This window comes from Burkholderia sp. HI2714 (assembly GCF_002223085.1).
Lineage (GTDB): Bacteria > Pseudomonadota > Gammaproteobacteria > Burkholderiales > Burkholderiaceae > Burkholderia > Burkholderia lata_D.
On the sequence record NZ_NKFM01000053.1, the window covers coordinates 21,749 to 35,714 of the forward strand.

Below are 13,966 nucleotides of genomic sequence, written 5' to 3' on the forward strand. Positions count from 1 at the left end.
TCCGGAGACTGCTGTCCATGCCCTCGCATGCCGATTCGCCCGCTGCTCATCACGCGGGCTCGCTGACCATTTTCCAGGGCGCCGCGCTCTACATCGGCGCCGTGCTCGGCACTGGCGTGATCGCGCTGCCCGCACTGGCCGCCGAGGTCGCGGGCCCGGCCTCGCTGCTCGCATGGGCCGCGTTGGTCGTGCTGTCCGGACCGCTCGCGGCCACCTTCGCCGCACTCGGCGCGCGCTATCCCGATGCAGGCGGCGTATCGACCTACGCGCGGCGCGCATTCGGGCCGAAAGCTGCGGCGATCGTCGGATGGTGTTTCTACTTCGCGGTACCGGCCGGCGCACCGGCTGCCGCCATGTTCGGCGGCGCATACGTCGCGGCCGTCACGGGCGGCGGGCACGCGACGGTCATCGTCACCGCTGCCGCGCTGATCGCGACCGTGTCGGCCGCGAATGCATTCGGCGTCACCGTTTCGGGCCGCATGCAGCTCGTGTTGTCGGCACTGCTCGTCACGCTGCTGCTCGCCGCGGTGCTCGCCTCCGCGCCGCATGCGCGCACCGCGAACCTGCATCCGTTCGCGCCGCATGGCTGGCTCGCGGTCGGCCAGGCTGCCGCGCTGCTCGTGTGGAGTTTCGCCGGCTGGGAAGCGATCACGCATCTCGCTGCCGAATTCCGCCGGCCCGCGCACGACATGCCGCGCTCGGCGGGCATCGCGGTCGTGGTGGTCGGGTTGCTGTATCTGTCGGTAGCGGCCGCGAGTGTGACGGTGCTCGGGCCGTCCGCGGGCGGATCGGGTGCGCCGCTCGCCGAACTGATCGCGGGCGGCATCGGCGGCCATGCGCAGGTGCTGGCCGCCGCGGCCGCACTGTTGCTCACGCTCGGTACGATGAACGCGTATTTCGCGGGCGCGGCCAAGCTCGGCGCGGCGCTCGGGCGCGACGGCGCACTGCCCGCGTGGCTCGCGCAAGGCAGCCAGGTCGGCGGCGTGCCGCGCCGCAGCCTTGGCGTGATCGCCCTGCTCGCGGTGGTCGCACTGGCTGCGACGACGCTGTCGGACGTCGGGCCGAAGCCGCTCGTGCTCGTCACCTCCGGGTGCTTCGTGATGGTGTACGGGCTCGGCGCGGCCGCCGCGCTGAGACTGCTGCCGCGCGGCGGCATCGCGTATCGCTGTGCATGGGTTTCGCTGGTCGCGGTGGCCGGACTGTTCCTGACGACCGGCTGGTACATCCTGTGCCCGCTGCTGCTCGCAGGCGGGGCGCTGCTCTATCTGCAGGTGGCCGGGCCTCGTCGGTGACCCGGCAGGTGCGCGCCGGCCGACACTCGCCTGCTTGCGGCGCCGCGCGGGCCGATCATCACCGAACCGCTGGCCGGATTGCCTGCCACTCCGCCGCACGCGTCATCCGTAGGGCCGCCGCCACGGCCGTCCGTCGATTCTTCGCGGCCGTCAGGCGGGCACCAGCTCGAAGCTGAGCCGTTTGCCGAGCGCGGTGGCCGCGCTCGCGAGCGTCGCCAGCGTGAGGCTCGTGTCGGTTTCGTCGAGCAGACGGTTGAGCGCGGCGCGGCTGGTTTTCATCCGCGCGGCCATCGCGGTTTTCGTGATGTGCTGCGCCTTCATTTCCTGCCCGATCTGCCAGGCGATCACGCGCTTGATCGCGGTGGCGGTGGCCGCTTCGAGATTGCCGTCCTCCTCGAGGAAGGTATCGAAATCGCTGCCGATATGCGGATTGTTCGTGGTCGTCATGGGTACTCCAGTGCATGGCGTTGCCGGCGGCCCGACCGTCGAAGACGGTGCGTTCCGGCGCAACCGGGGAATTCAGATGGCGCGCATCAGCGCTTTCAGGCGCGCGACGGTGACATCGAGATCGTCCGACGGCGTGGCCCGCGACTGCTTGAAGAAGCCGTGCAGCAGGACCATCGTGTCGCCGACGACCGTAAACAGCACGCGGGCGCTTCGCCCCGGCAACATCACACGGATTTCCCACAGATCCTGCGCCATCTTCCGGACCAGCGGCATGCCGAGCGGCCAGCCGAGTTGAACGGTCTTGATCTCTTCGCCGATCGCCCTTCGCTCCGCTTGCCCGAGTGCCTTCAGCCATTCGCGCACCGGCTCGTTGCCACGGGCCGTCTGGAAGAACCGCACGCCGAGCGTGACCTGGATCTGCTGTCTCGTCATCGTCTTGACACCAATCGTACCAAAATCGATACGATATGCCAAGCACCACGAGGCCGGCTACTGACCGGATGGCCAGTCCGGTAGCCGGGAACGGGAGGCGGTCGCGCTTGCCGCGCGGCCCGGCGGCTCAATCGTCGCGACGAGCCGGCTTGCGCGCCGCGCGTGACGTCCCGCGTTCACGCATCTCGCCGAACCGCGACCGCGCGATGTCGCGCACGGCGTCGATCAGCGTCCGCGCGACCGGCGACGGCTGCGCATCGGTGCGCAGCACCAGCCCGACCGGCTCGTCGGTGCCTGCCGACGGCAGCGGCAGGCGTGCCAGCGCCCCGGCCGACAGGTCATATTCGGCCGCATAGAGCGGCACGAACCAGACCGCGTCGTTCTCGAGCGCCAGCGCACGTGCGACCGACACCGACAACACCTCGATGAACGAATCCAGCGGCGGCACGCCGCAAGCGCCGAGCAGTTGCTCGGCCGACTGGCGGATCAGCGTGCCGAATGGCGGCAGCACGACCGGATAGCGCGCAAGCTCGGCCGCCGGCGCCGCATTCGAAAGCAGCGGATGCCCGGCGCGCACGACGGCGACGAGCGGCTCGTTGTACAACTGCTCGAACGCGAGCCCGATCATCCGCTCCGGCTCCGACAGCCGCCCGATCGCGCACTCGATCGCGCCGGACTTCAGGCGCTCGAGCAGATCGGCGTTCGCGGCCGTCGCGATCCGCACGACGACGCGCGGCCAGCGCTCGGCGAGCGCCTTCATCAACGCGGGCGCGAGCGATGCCGCGACGGTCGGCAGCATGCCGATTTCCAGCGTCGCCGCGGCGGCCCCGCCTTCGCGCGCAAGCAGCCCGACACCTTGCCGCAGCGCCAGCACGCACGCGTTCGCGTGCGGCATGAACAGTTGCGCCTCGCGGGTCGGCTGCGCGCCCTGCCGGCCGCGCTCGAACAGCTTCACGCCGAGGATCGCCTCCAGCTCGGCGATCGTCTTCGAAACGGCCGGCTGCGTGATCGACAGGCTTTCGGCCGCCTTCTGCACGCCGCCCAGCTGGGCGACCGCGAGAAAGCACTGCAGATGCCGGAACTTGACGCGGCCGTCGGCGATACGGTTATTCATAACGAGTGGTTATGCAATTGACGATGAAATGCCATTTTGCATAACTTTCCGGATAACCCCAAGCGCTCGACGATGCGTCACGCGTCGCGCGTCGCGCGTCACGCGTTGCGCCGCAGTGCCTGGAAACCGGCCGGCTCCCACATCCGCTTCGCGATCAGCAGGCTGGTGCCGTGTTTCTGCGCGAGCGGTGCGGACGACGATTCCGCGTGCAGCGCGGCTGCCTTGCTGCGCAGCCGGCGCAATTCCAGTTCGAGCTCGGCGGAGGCAGCCTCCGTCAGCATCCCCTGCGAGAACGTCATCGTCTCGCCTTCCCCGTCGAAGCGGCTGTCGAGGAAATCGCCGAGCGCGTGTGCATGGAAATAACGGCGGATCGGCCCGCCGGGCAGCCAGTCGAAATCGCGCGCGACGCGCACGCGAATCCGGTCGCCCGGCAACAGCGCGACGACGTTCATCCGGTCGAGCATCAGCAGGTATTTCACGCACTCGGCCTTCGTCACCTGATAGGCCGACACGATGTCCTGCACGGTCCAGTAGTTGATCGCGCAGACGGCGACGAGCAGCAGCTTGTCGTCGGACACGAGCAGCGCCTCCTGCTGCTCGGTCAGCACGTGCAGCCTCGGCGCCGACGCGGACGCCTCCTGCACGAGCTCGGCCAGCGTATAGCCGAGCAGCTGAGCGATCTCCACGACGCGCTCCAGCGTGAAGCGGCCGCTGGCGAACAGCCGCTTCACGCTGGTCTCGGAAACGTCGAGCGCACGCGCGACGTCGCGGTAAGTCATGCCCTGCGCCTTCAGCTGGCGCTTCAGCATATCGATGAGTTGGGCGGTTTCGGTCATTTTGGTATCGAAAAGTGATGCTCAAGGTCAGATATTAGGCTACCTGCGCACGCAGAAGAACACATTCGGATACTTGTCTGCATAATCCGCTCCGTGCTGTCACTGAACGACGGAGCCGACATGACCACCCGAACCGAAACCGCTGCCTACGAATCGCATCACACCGCCCCGCGCGATGCCCGCGACACCGATCGCACGATGCCGCTCGCCACGGTCCGCACGCTGGCCGCCAGCGCGCATGTCGGGGATCTCGTGTTCATCCGCGTGCCGGCGAATGCGCCGCGCGACGCGGCAGGCGCGACGGGCTCGACGGGCTCGACGGGTGCGTGGGCCAATCGCTTCGGCATCGTCGTCGACACGTCGGGCGACGAGCCCGTGATCGCCGAATCCGCGTTTGCGTGGACGAAGCTCACGCCGCTGTCGCGCTTCGTCGCCCGGACCGACGGCGGACGCATCGCGCTGGCCCGCCGCGTCGCGGCGCCGACCGCCGATGCGCAGCGCCAGGTGCACGCATCCGCCGAACAACGGATCGACGCACTGCTCGGCAACCGCTTCAACCTGCGGACGCGGCGCGGGTTCTGCGCGAGCTACGTGAGCGACGTGCTCGGTGCCGACCGGGATGCGACGCCGGCCGCACTGCTGCGCAGCGGCACGCTGTCACTCGAATTCGACGGGATCGTGTTCGATCCCCGCCGCCAGTCATAACAGGCGCTCAGGGAGACCGGATAACAACAAGAACGACAACACAAAAAAGCGGCGACGGGCTGGCTGGAGGGCCGTGCACGGGGTCGTCACCGACGACGCGAAGCCCGATCGCTTTTTCCGCCGGACAGGCATCCTGTCCGGCGGAATTTTCATTGGCGCATCGAACATAACGAACGGTTATGCGATTCGCGAAAAAAGGTCATTTTGCATAACTTTCCGGATTGGCTACAGTCGTGCCATCCACTTCGCGAAATACCTATCAGGAGACGCCCGATGGATTCCCCCACGATCCTCACGCCGCGCGACTGGCCGTCGCATCCGGCCTATGTCCACCCCGAGTACCGTTCGTCCGTGAAGCGCGGCCCGACGCGCCCGCTGATCCCGCTGAAGGAGAAGCTCCGCGACCAGTACGCGCCCGTCTACGGCGCCGAAGATCTCGGCGCGCTCGACCATGACCTGACGAAGAACGCCGTGAAGAACGGCGAGCCGCTCGGCGAACGCATAGTCGTCACGGGCCGCGTGCTCGACGAAGGCGGCAAGCCCGTGCGCAACACGCTCGTCGAGGTGTGGCAGGCGAACGCAGCCGGCCGCTACGTGCACAAGGTCGACCAGCACGACGCGCCGCTCGACCCGAACTTCCTCGGCGCCGGCCGCTGCCTGACCGACGACGAAGGCCGCTACCGCTTCCTGACGATCAAGCCCGGCGCATACCCGTGGGGCAACCATCCGAACGCGTGGCGCCCGAATCACATCCACTTCTCGCTGTTCGGCGATTACTTCGGCTCGCGTCTCGTCACGCAGATGTACTTCCCCGGCGACCCGCTGCTCGCATACGACCCGATCTTCCAGGGCACGCCCGAGGCCGCGCGCGATCGCCTGATCTCGCGCTTCTCGATGGATATCACCGAAGAAGGCTATGCGCTCGGCTACGAATTCGACATCGTGCTGCGCGGCCGCGACGCTACCCCGATGGAGCGCTGAACCATGACGACGCTGAAGCAAACCCCTTCGCAGACGGTCGGCCCGTACTTCGCGTACGGCCTGTGCCCGCAGCAATACGACTACGACCTGAAGAGCCTGTTCACGCCGACGATCGCCGCGGCACACGCCGAAGGCGAGCACGTGCTGCTGGTCGGCCAGGTGTTCGACGGTGACGGCAACGTCGTCGGCGACGCGGTGCTCGAATTCACGCAGGTGGACAGCGCGGGCCGCTACCCCGCGTCGCGCGACGACATCGCGAAATCCGGCTTCACGGGCTTCGCGCGGGTCGGCACCGGCACCGATGCGCAGCAGCGCTTCGTCGTCGAGACGGTGAAGCCGGGCCGCATCGCCGCCGGCGAAGCGCCGCACATCAACGTGACCGTGATGATGCGCGGGATTCTCACCCACGCGTTCACGCGCGTGTACTTCGACGACGAAGCGGCCGCGAATGCGGCCGACCCCGTGCTGAACGCCGTGCCGGCCGAACGCCGCGCGACGCTCGTCGCAAAACGCGACGCGCAGCCGGGCCGCCCGGTCGTCTACCGTTTCGACATCCGCATGCAGGGGCCGGACGAAACCGTGTTCTTCGACGTGTGACGCGCGGGCCGGCGCACGCCGGCTTCGCTCGCTACCGCACCGCCGCGTGGCGCGATACCAACAGGCATCGCGCCACGCGGCGTTTTTTATCCCTCGTCGCGATCATTCTATGCTGCATTGCAGCATGTCACGTCGCGGGTATCGATGGCCTTGTGACGGGCCTTCAGCCCCGGTATCGAACTTGCGATTGAAACGCATGCTGCGACCGCACACAAGTCGTCAGTCCGGCAGGATATCGTTTGCGCGTTATGCGGCGTATTCTTCGTTATCCGCAACGAGTCAACGAGATTGAATCGCAAAATGCAACAATTACGCATGTAATGCGCGACACCGCCCGGCAGGCTGTGCGCGCATTTTTTCTGACCGAGTGCCTTGAAACGCGTCTGACCGAAGTTGGCAGGCGCGTATTTTTTGCGCGGTTGCCGGCGTGCGCCGATTCCTTCCGGTCAGCGCCGAATCTCCAGATACCGGCTCGGTGTATCGCCCAGAATGCGGCGGAATGCCGACGTGAACGCGCTTGCGCTCGCATATCCGAGATCGAGCGCGACCCGCGTCACCGGCTGCCCGTCGCTCAGGCGCGCGATCGCCGCGAGCATGCACACCTGCTGGCGCCATACGGCAAAACTCACGCCCGTCTGCGCACGGAACTGCCGCGTGAACGTGCGGCGGCTCAAGCCCGCGTCCGCGGCCACCTGATCGAGATCGGCCGCGATCGATGGCGATGCGAGCAGATGCCGGCACACCTTCGCGAGCCGTGCGTCGGCCGGGAGCGGCGCATGCAGGGACAGGCGCGGCATCGTCGCGATTTCCGCGACCAGCAGCGCCATCAGCTTGCCCGCGCGCCCGTCGACGTCGTACAGGGCCGGCAGGTCGATCGCATCGTCGATCAGTTGCCGCAGCAGCGCCGATACGCCATACACACCGCACTGCTCGGGCAGCCCCGCCTCCTGCGCCGCGTCGCCGGACACGAACGTGTTGAGCATCGTGACCGGCCCGGTCATCGTCATTTCGTGCCGCACGCCGGCCGGCACCCAGCACGCGCGCTGCGGCGGCACCAGCCAGCGCCCGTGCGGCGTCGACACGCTGATCGTGCCGCGCGACGCGAACGCGAATTGCCCGCGCCCGTGCGCGTGTTCCGGAAACGTCGTGCCCGCCGCATAGTCGTTCGCGGTCACGACCACGCTTCGCGGAATGTTTTCGTAGGGATCTAGCAGCGTATTTCTCACGGCCCGAATTCCATCATCAATGACCCGATATCGAAGGCGGGTCTCCTTCGCGCGATCTACGATCCGCTCCACCCTTGCGCGACCTGACGGCCGCAAGACCCGTCGGCCTGATCGGCCGGATTACCACTGCATCGGAGCGGACATGCCGAATACGTTTCATCGCGTGGGGGACGGCCCCCACCTTGTTCTTGTACTGCCCGGCTGGTTCGGCGACGCCCATGCGTTCGAACCCGTCGAAGCGTGGCTGTCGCGTGAACACTTCAGCTATGTATTCATGGACTACCGAGGTTACGGCCGCATGCGCGACGCAGCGGGCCACTACACGATCGACGAGATCGCCGCCGACGCGCTCGCGCTGGCCGACACGCTCGATTTCGCGACCTTCAGCATCGTCGGCCATTCGATGGGTGCGATGGCGGCCGAGAAAGTCGCCGTCATGGCGCCCGAACGCGTGCGCGCGCTGGTACCGATCACGCCCGTGCCTTGCGGCGGCCTGCCGTTCGACGCGGAGAAGCGTGCGCTATTCGAACGTGCCGCCGACCACGTCGCCGATCGCCGGACCATCATCGATCGCAGCACCGGCGGCCGGCTGCCCGCCGCCTGGATCGAGTGGAAAGCGGCGTATTCGGCAGCCCGTTCTTCGTCGCCTGCGTTCGGCGCGTACTTCCGCGCGTGGGCCGATACGGATTTCGGCGACGAGATCGCCGGCGTCCATCCGGTGAAAGTGCTGATCGGCGAGCACGATCCGGCGTTCGACGCGGCACTGATGGCCCGCACCTACCTGCGGCGTTATCCGCTCGCCACCGTCGACGTGCTGCGCAATGCGGGCCACTACCCGATGAACGAGACACCGCTCGCGCTGGTCGCGGCGATGGAAGCGTTCCTGCTCGCCGTGACGGCGAACCCGGTCGGCAATCCCTGACGACGCGCGACGTGCAAGCGGCATGGCGGTCACGCGCATCACCGCAGCATGAACGACATCGCCGACAAGCTGTTCAGCGTGCGCACCACATGCTCGACCGAGGGCCCGTCGAAGCGCAGCGTCACCGCATCGACGCGCTCCAGCGACGGCAGCACGCAGAACAGGTCGGCCAGCGCCGCCGTCTGCACGCGCAGCGTGCACGCGGCCGGCGCGGGCCGATGGGCGCCGGCGCGCACGCCTGCCGACAGTGCGTGCGCAACCGCTTCGCGCGCCGCCGCTGCGATCCGCGCACATGACGCGGCGGGCGTGAGCGTATCGCCGCTCGATGCGCCGCCGGCCGTCTTGACCGTCTCGAAATGCGCATCCGGAAACAGCGGCTGCGTTTCCGCCGCGAACACGTCGTCGCCCGTGGCCAGCGCGACATGCGCGCCGTATTCGCGTGCCAGCGCACCGTACAGCCCGGCTTCGCCGAGCTCGACACCGTTCAGCCATACCTGCGTGAACGCAAAGCTGTTGATCGTGTGAGCGAGTACGCCGCGCGTTTGCGATTTCGCGTGATAGCCGATCATGAACACGAGATCGGGCTGCTGTTCGAGGCCCGTCATCAATCCGAGCGTGCGCGGCTTGCCGAGCACGACGCGCGCACGCGCATCGAGCCCGTCGGGCAGCAGGTTGCGGAAACCGCCGTGCGAATCGTTGACCCACACCGCCTGCGCGCCGCCCATGAACGCGCCTTCGATCGCCGCGTTCGCCTCGGCGGTCATCCAGCGGCGCGCGCGCTCGTATTCCGGATTGCCGGCGCGCGTCTGCTCGGTGGCGAATACGCCGGCGACACCTTCGATGTCGGTCGAAATCAGGATCTTCATGACTGGGTAAGACGTCCTTCGTGGCCTTCGTTGAACAGGCGATCGAGATCGGGCACCGCGTCGCGCAGCGATTGCCGCACGTGGCCGTCGCGCCCAACCACCGTCACGGCCTGCAGCAGCGCGTCGGCGATCGCATGCTCGACGCTTTCGGCCGCGGCCATGAACAGCGGATCGAGCGCCGCATCGGCAACGAGGGCCGGCAGCGCGACGGTCGATGCGTCGTGCGCGATCGTGTAGGCGGTGGAGAATGCAAGCGCGATGTCGCCGCTGCCGTGCCCGTAGACCGAGCCCGTGCGGGCCAGCCCCGCCCCGGCGCGGCGCGCGAGCCGCGACAGTTGCCGCGCATCGAGCGGCGCGTCGGTAGCCAGCAACAGGATGATCGATCCTTGCTCGGGCGGCGCCACATGCGCGGCCCCGGCCGCACGCCGTTGCGCGACGATGCGCCCGAGCGGCACACCGCCGAGCGTCAGCATCGGCAGCCGGCCGAAATTCGCGAGCACGAGCGCGCCGACCGTATAGGGCCGACCGGCCGCGACGGCGACGCGCGATGCCGAACCGATCCCGCCCTTCAGGTCGAAGCTCGCCATCCCGCGCCCGGCACCCACCGCGCCGCGTGCGACGTCACGCGATGCCGCGCGGCACGCGTCGTCGTAATGCGCGGCCGTGACCGCGAACGCCTGGATGTCGTTCAGATAGCCGTCGTTGCACTCGAACACGAGCGGGTTGACGGTCGACCAGTCGCGGCCGATCTGCGGATTCGCCGCGATCGCCGCGCGAATCTGCGCCTGCGCGACCGCGCCGACGCCGAACGTATTGGTCAGCGCGATCGGCGTCTCGAGCGTGCCGAGTTCGTCGACCTGCACGAGCCCGACACTCTTGCCGAAGCCGTTGATCACCGCCGCCCCCGCCGGTACCTTGCTGCGGTACAGGTCGCCCGGATGCGGCGTCACGACGGTCACGCCCGTCTGCACGCTGCCGGCATCGAGCGTGCAATGGCCGACCGTCACGCCCGGCACGTCGGCGATCGTGCCGCGCGGCCCGGCCGGCAGCGTCGCCGTCCACATCGGTGCGACGCCCATCAGCGGCGCTCCAGCTTCGGATCGAGCGCGTCGCGCAGCCCGTCGCCGAGCAGGTTGAACGCGAGCACGGTCAGGAAGATCGCCAGGCTCGGGAAGATCGCGATGTGCGGCGCCGTCACCATGTCCGCGCGCGCCTCGTTGAGCATTGCGCCCCACTCCGGCGTCGGCGGCTGCGCGCCGAGCCCGAGGAACGACAGGCTGGCGGCCGTGATGATCGACGTGCCGATCCGCATCGTGAAGTAGACGACGACCGACGACACGGTGCCCGGCAGGATGTGCCGCATGATGATCGTCCAGTCCGACGCGCCGATGCTGCGCGCGGCTTCCACGTAGGTCATGTGCTTGAGCATCAGCGTGTTGCCGCGCACGAGCCGCGCGAACGCCGGGATGCTGAAGATCGCGACCGCGCAGATCACGTTGACCATCCCGTTGCCGAGGATCGCGACCACGCCGATCGCGAGCAGGATGCCCGGGAACGCGAACAGCACGTCGGCGATACGCATCGTGATGCGATCCCACCAGCCTTCGTAGTAGCCGGCGAGCAGCCCGAAGAACGTGCCGACCACCGCGCCGAGCGCGACCGAGAAGAAGCCGGCCGCGAGCGAGATGCGCGTACCCGTGATGATCCGGCTGAAGATGTCGCGGCCGAGCGAATCGACGCCGAACCAGTGCACGGCCGACGGCCCCGCGTTCAGCGCGTCGTAGTCGAAATAGTTCTCCGGATCGAACGGCACGATGTGCGGGCCGACGAACGCCAGCACGACGAGCGCCAGCACGAAGCCGCCCGCGGCGAGCGCGACGGTCTGCTTGCGGAACTTGCGCCAGAATTCGCGCCACGGGGTGCGGATCGCGGTCGATGCGGCCGGCGCCGCGGGCTGGACTGTCGCGTTCATGCGGGCCTCACTTGAACCGGATGGTCGGGTTGATGACCGCATACAGCACGTCGACGGTCAGGTTGATCAGGATGAACTCGAGCGAAAACAGCAACACGATCGCCTGGATCACCGGGTAGTCGCGCATCGTCACCGCGTCGACGAGCAGGCGGCCGAGCCCCGGCCAGTTGAACACGACCTCGACGACGATCGAGCCGCCGAGCAGGAAGCCGAACTGCAGCCCCATCATCGTGACGACCGGGATCATCGCGTTGCGCAGGCAGTGCTTGAGCACCACCATCGGCTCGTGCACGCCTTTCGCACGCGCGGTGCGGACGAAATCCTCGTTCAGCACCTCGACGAACGACGCGCGCGTGAAGCGCGCCATCACGGCCGCGACCGCGGCGCCGAGCGTCAGCGACGGCAGCACGTAGCTCTTCCACGAGCCGTCCGGCACGACCGGCAGCCAGCCGAGCTTCACCGAGAAGACTTCCATCAGCAGCATGCCGAGCGCGAACGCGGGAAACGAGATGCCCGACACCGCGAGCGTCATGCCGAGGCGGTCGGGCCAACGGTTGCGCCACACCGCCGACGCAATGCCGATCGCCATCCCGAAGGCCGTCGCCCATACCATGCTGACGAGCGTCAGCATCAGCGTCGGCATGAAACGTTCGCCGATCTCGGTCGAGACCGGCCGCTTGCTGCGCGTCGACATGCCGAAATCGCCGTGCGCGATCTTCGTGAAGAAGTTCACGAACTGCGCGGGCAGCGGCCGGTCGAGCCCGAGATCGGAACGCACGAGCGCGATCGTCGCGTCGTCGGCTTCGGGGCCGGCCGCGAGCCGCGCCGGGTCGCCCGGCAGCAGGTGGACGAACAGGAACACCAGCACCGCGACGATCGCGAGCGTGGGCAACAGGCCGAACAGGCGTTTGACGAGAAAATTCAGCATGGGGCACCGATCGAATCAGCGTGCCGGCGGCTTGCGCCGCCGGCACCGCATGGCGGACGAACCGCCGTCATCACCACTGTCATTTCAGCGAGATTTCGTCGAAGTTGAACGAACCGTCCGGCATCACGTACGCGCCCTGCAACCGCTTGCTGCGCGCATACACGATCTTCTCCTGCACGAGGAAGATCCACGGTGCATCGGTCCAGATCTGCTTCTGCGCATCGGCGTAGAGGTCGGTCTTCTTCGCGCGATCGACCGTCTCGAGCGCCTTCGTCAGATCGCCGTCGACCGTGTCGTTCTTGTAGTACGCGGTGTTGACGAGCTTCGGCGGCGCCGACGCACCGGCGAGCAGCGGCGTGATCGCCCAGTTCGCTTCGCCGGTCGACGACGACCAGCCGATGTAGTACATCCGCACCGGCGCCTTCGCCGGATCCGGCGCGCTCTCGACCTTTGCGACGCGCTCGCCGGCCTCCAGCGCCTGCACCTGCACCTTCACGCCGACCTGCGCGAGCTGCTGCTGCACGAACTGGATCGCCTTCTGCGACGTCGAGTTGTTATACGCGGACCACAGCGTCGTCTCGAAGCCGTTCGGATAGCCGGCCTCCTTCAGCAGCGCGCGTGCCTTCGCCGGGTCGTACGGCCACGGGCCCAGCTTCGTCGCGTATTCGACACCCTGCGGCACCACGCCGGTGGACGGCGTCGCGAAGCCGGAGAACGCGACCTTCGCGAGCGCTTCCTTGTTCACCGCGTAGTTCAGCGCCTGGCGCACCTTCGGGTTGTCGAACGGCTTCTGCAGCATGTTCAGCGACACGTAGCGCTGCACGATCGACGGCCGCTCCACGATGTCGACCTTCGGGTTGCCCTTCAGGTCGACCGCCTGCTCGAACGGGATGCGGAACGCGAAATCGGCTTCGCCGGTCTTGATCAGCGCCGCACGCGTGTTGTTGTCGACCACCGGCTTCCAGTCGATCGCGTCGATCTTCGGATAGCCCTTCTTCCAGTAGCCGGCGAACTTCTTCACCTTCAGGTCGTCGGTCTGCTTCCATTCGACGAACTCGAACGGGCCGGTGCCGACCGGATGCAGCGCGATGTCGCGGCCCCACTTCTTCAGCGCGGCCGGCGAGATCATCACGGCCGACGGGTGCGCGAGCGTGTTGATCAGCGCCGAGAACGGCTCGCGCAGCGTGATCTTCACCGTGTACGGATCGACCACTTCGGTCTTCTCGATCACGCGGAACATGTTGTAGCGCTTCAGGTGGTTCGCGGGATCGGTCACGCGGTCGAAGTTCGCCTTCACGGCCGCCGCGTTGAAATCGGTACCGTCATGGAACTTCACGCCCTGGCGCAGCTTGATCGTGTACGTCTTCGCATCGGGGCTCGCGTCGTAGCTCGTTGCCAGCACGTTGACGAGCTTCATGTCCTTGTCGAAGCCGAACAGCCCCTGGTAGAACGACTTGACGACGGCCTGCGACACCGTATCGTTCGCGTCGTACGGGTCCATCGTCGTGAACGTCGAATCCACCGCCATCACCGCGGTCTGCTGCGCGAACGCGGGCACCGCGGCCGACAGCGCGAACGCGCCGGCAAGCGCGACGAAACACGCGCGCGGACGAAACATCGGGAACGGATGCTGCTTGGTCATTTTGCT

The 13,966-nt window shown here is 67.6% G+C and carries 15 protein-coding genes; 5 read left to right on the plus strand and 10 right to left on the minus strand.

Features of this window, described 5'->3' with window-relative positions:
* The first annotated feature begins 17 nt into the window (after nucleotides 1–17).
* Nucleotides 18–1,292 carry an APC family permease gene (locus tag CFB82_RS26860; RefSeq protein ID WP_089485981.1) on the plus strand — a complete coding sequence of 425 codons (1,275 nt, stop codon included), beginning with the start codon at nucleotides 18–20 and terminating at the stop codon, nucleotides 1,290–1,292.
* Between the two features lie 150 nt (nucleotides 1,293–1,442).
* Here CFB82_RS26860 and CFB82_RS26865 read toward each other — a convergent pair whose 3' ends face one another.
* From CFB82_RS26865 to CFB82_RS26880, 4 genes are all read right to left on the minus strand, one after another.
* A complete protein-coding gene (locus CFB82_RS26865) occupies nucleotides 1,443–1,739 on the minus strand; it encodes an XRE family transcriptional regulator (RefSeq protein ID WP_011658604.1) in 297 nt (98 codons plus the stop codon).
* A 72-nt stretch (nucleotides 1,740–1,811) separates the two neighbouring features.
* Nucleotides 1,812–2,171 carry a type II toxin-antitoxin system RelE/ParE family toxin gene (locus CFB82_RS26870; RefSeq protein ID WP_011355455.1) on the minus strand — a complete coding sequence of 120 codons (360 nt, stop codon included), beginning with the start codon at nucleotides 2,169–2,171 and terminating at the stop codon, nucleotides 1,812–1,814.
* A gap of 127 nt (nucleotides 2,172–2,298) precedes the next feature.
* Nucleotides 2,299–3,285, minus strand: a complete 987-nt coding sequence (pcaQ, locus tag CFB82_RS26875) for a pca operon transcription factor PcaQ (protein ID WP_089485982.1) — start codon at nucleotides 3,283–3,285, stop codon at nucleotides 2,299–2,301.
* Nucleotides 3,286–3,383: 98 nt separating this feature from the next.
* Nucleotides 3,384–4,121: a helix-turn-helix domain-containing protein gene (locus tag CFB82_RS26880; protein WP_069251369.1), complete on the minus strand. Its 738-nt coding sequence runs from the start codon at nucleotides 4,119–4,121 to the stop codon at nucleotides 3,384–3,386.
* A gap of 120 nt (nucleotides 4,122–4,241) precedes the next feature.
* On the opposite strand from CFB82_RS26880, the gene CFB82_RS26885 reads away from it, so the two are divergent.
* The 3 genes from CFB82_RS26885 to pcaG all read left to right on the plus strand — a co-directional run bounded on the left by CFB82_RS26885 (nucleotide 4,242) and on the right by pcaG (nucleotide 6,404).
* Nucleotides 4,242–4,826, plus strand: coding sequence for a YiiX/YebB-like N1pC/P60 family cysteine hydrolase (locus tag CFB82_RS26885; RefSeq protein ID WP_089485983.1), 585 nt, complete (start codon nucleotides 4,242–4,244; stop codon nucleotides 4,824–4,826).
* A 273-nt stretch (nucleotides 4,827–5,099) separates the two neighbouring features.
* Nucleotides 5,100–5,807, plus strand: coding sequence for a protocatechuate 3,4-dioxygenase subunit beta (gene pcaH, locus CFB82_RS26895; RefSeq protein ID WP_059783752.1), 708 nt, complete (start codon nucleotides 5,100–5,102; stop codon nucleotides 5,805–5,807).
* 3 nt (nucleotides 5,808–5,810) lie between these two features.
* Nucleotides 5,811–6,404 carry a protocatechuate 3,4-dioxygenase subunit alpha gene (gene pcaG / locus CFB82_RS26900; RefSeq protein ID WP_089485985.1) on the plus strand — a complete coding sequence of 198 codons (594 nt, stop codon included), beginning with the start codon at nucleotides 5,811–5,813 and terminating at the stop codon, nucleotides 6,402–6,404.
* 446 nt (nucleotides 6,405–6,850) lie between these two features.
* Here the strand turns inward: pcaG and CFB82_RS26905 are convergent, their stop codons facing one another.
* On the minus strand, nucleotides 6,851–7,630 hold the full coding sequence (locus CFB82_RS26905; RefSeq protein ID WP_046547608.1) for an AraC family transcriptional regulator: 780 nt from the start codon (nucleotides 7,628–7,630) through the stop codon (nucleotides 6,851–6,853).
* A gap of 142 nt (nucleotides 7,631–7,772) precedes the next feature.
* On the opposite strand from CFB82_RS26905, the gene CFB82_RS26910 reads away from it, so the two are divergent.
* Complete coding sequence (locus tag CFB82_RS26910; protein WP_089485986.1) at nucleotides 7,773–8,552, plus strand: alpha/beta fold hydrolase; 780 nt, start codon at nucleotides 7,773–7,775, stop codon at nucleotides 8,550–8,552.
* Nucleotides 8,553–8,590: 38 nt separating this feature from the next.
* Here CFB82_RS26910 and CFB82_RS26915 read toward each other — a convergent pair whose 3' ends face one another.
* The 5 genes from CFB82_RS26915 to gsiB all read right to left on the minus strand — a co-directional run bounded on the left by CFB82_RS26915 (nucleotide 8,591) and on the right by gsiB (nucleotide 13,960).
* Nucleotides 8,591–9,418, minus strand: coding sequence for a M55 family metallopeptidase (locus tag CFB82_RS26915; RefSeq protein WP_089485987.1), 828 nt, complete (start codon nucleotides 9,416–9,418; stop codon nucleotides 8,591–8,593).
* Nucleotides 9,415–10,497 carry a DmpA family aminopeptidase gene (locus tag CFB82_RS26920; protein ID WP_089485988.1) on the minus strand — a complete coding sequence of 361 codons (1,083 nt, stop codon included), beginning with the start codon at nucleotides 10,495–10,497 and terminating at the stop codon, nucleotides 9,415–9,417. Before CFB82_RS26920 ends, CFB82_RS26915 begins: the two co-directional genes overlap by 4 nt.
* On the minus strand, nucleotides 10,497–11,390 hold the full coding sequence (gene gsiD, locus CFB82_RS26925) for a glutathione ABC transporter permease GsiD (RefSeq protein WP_089485989.1): 894 nt from the start codon (nucleotides 11,388–11,390) through the stop codon (nucleotides 10,497–10,499). Before gsiD ends, CFB82_RS26920 begins: the two co-directional genes overlap by 1 nt.
* Nucleotides 11,391–11,397: 7 nt before the next feature.
* Nucleotides 11,398–12,318, minus strand: a complete 921-nt coding sequence (gene gsiC / locus CFB82_RS26930; RefSeq protein ID WP_089485990.1) for a glutathione ABC transporter permease GsiC — start codon at nucleotides 12,316–12,318, stop codon at nucleotides 11,398–11,400.
* 79 nt (nucleotides 12,319–12,397) lie between these two features.
* Nucleotides 12,398–13,960: a glutathione ABC transporter substrate-binding protein GsiB gene (gene gsiB / locus CFB82_RS26935; RefSeq protein ID WP_089447484.1), complete on the minus strand. Its 1,563-nt coding sequence runs from the start codon at nucleotides 13,958–13,960 to the stop codon at nucleotides 12,398–12,400.
* Nucleotides 13,961–13,966: the final 6 nt, after the last annotated feature.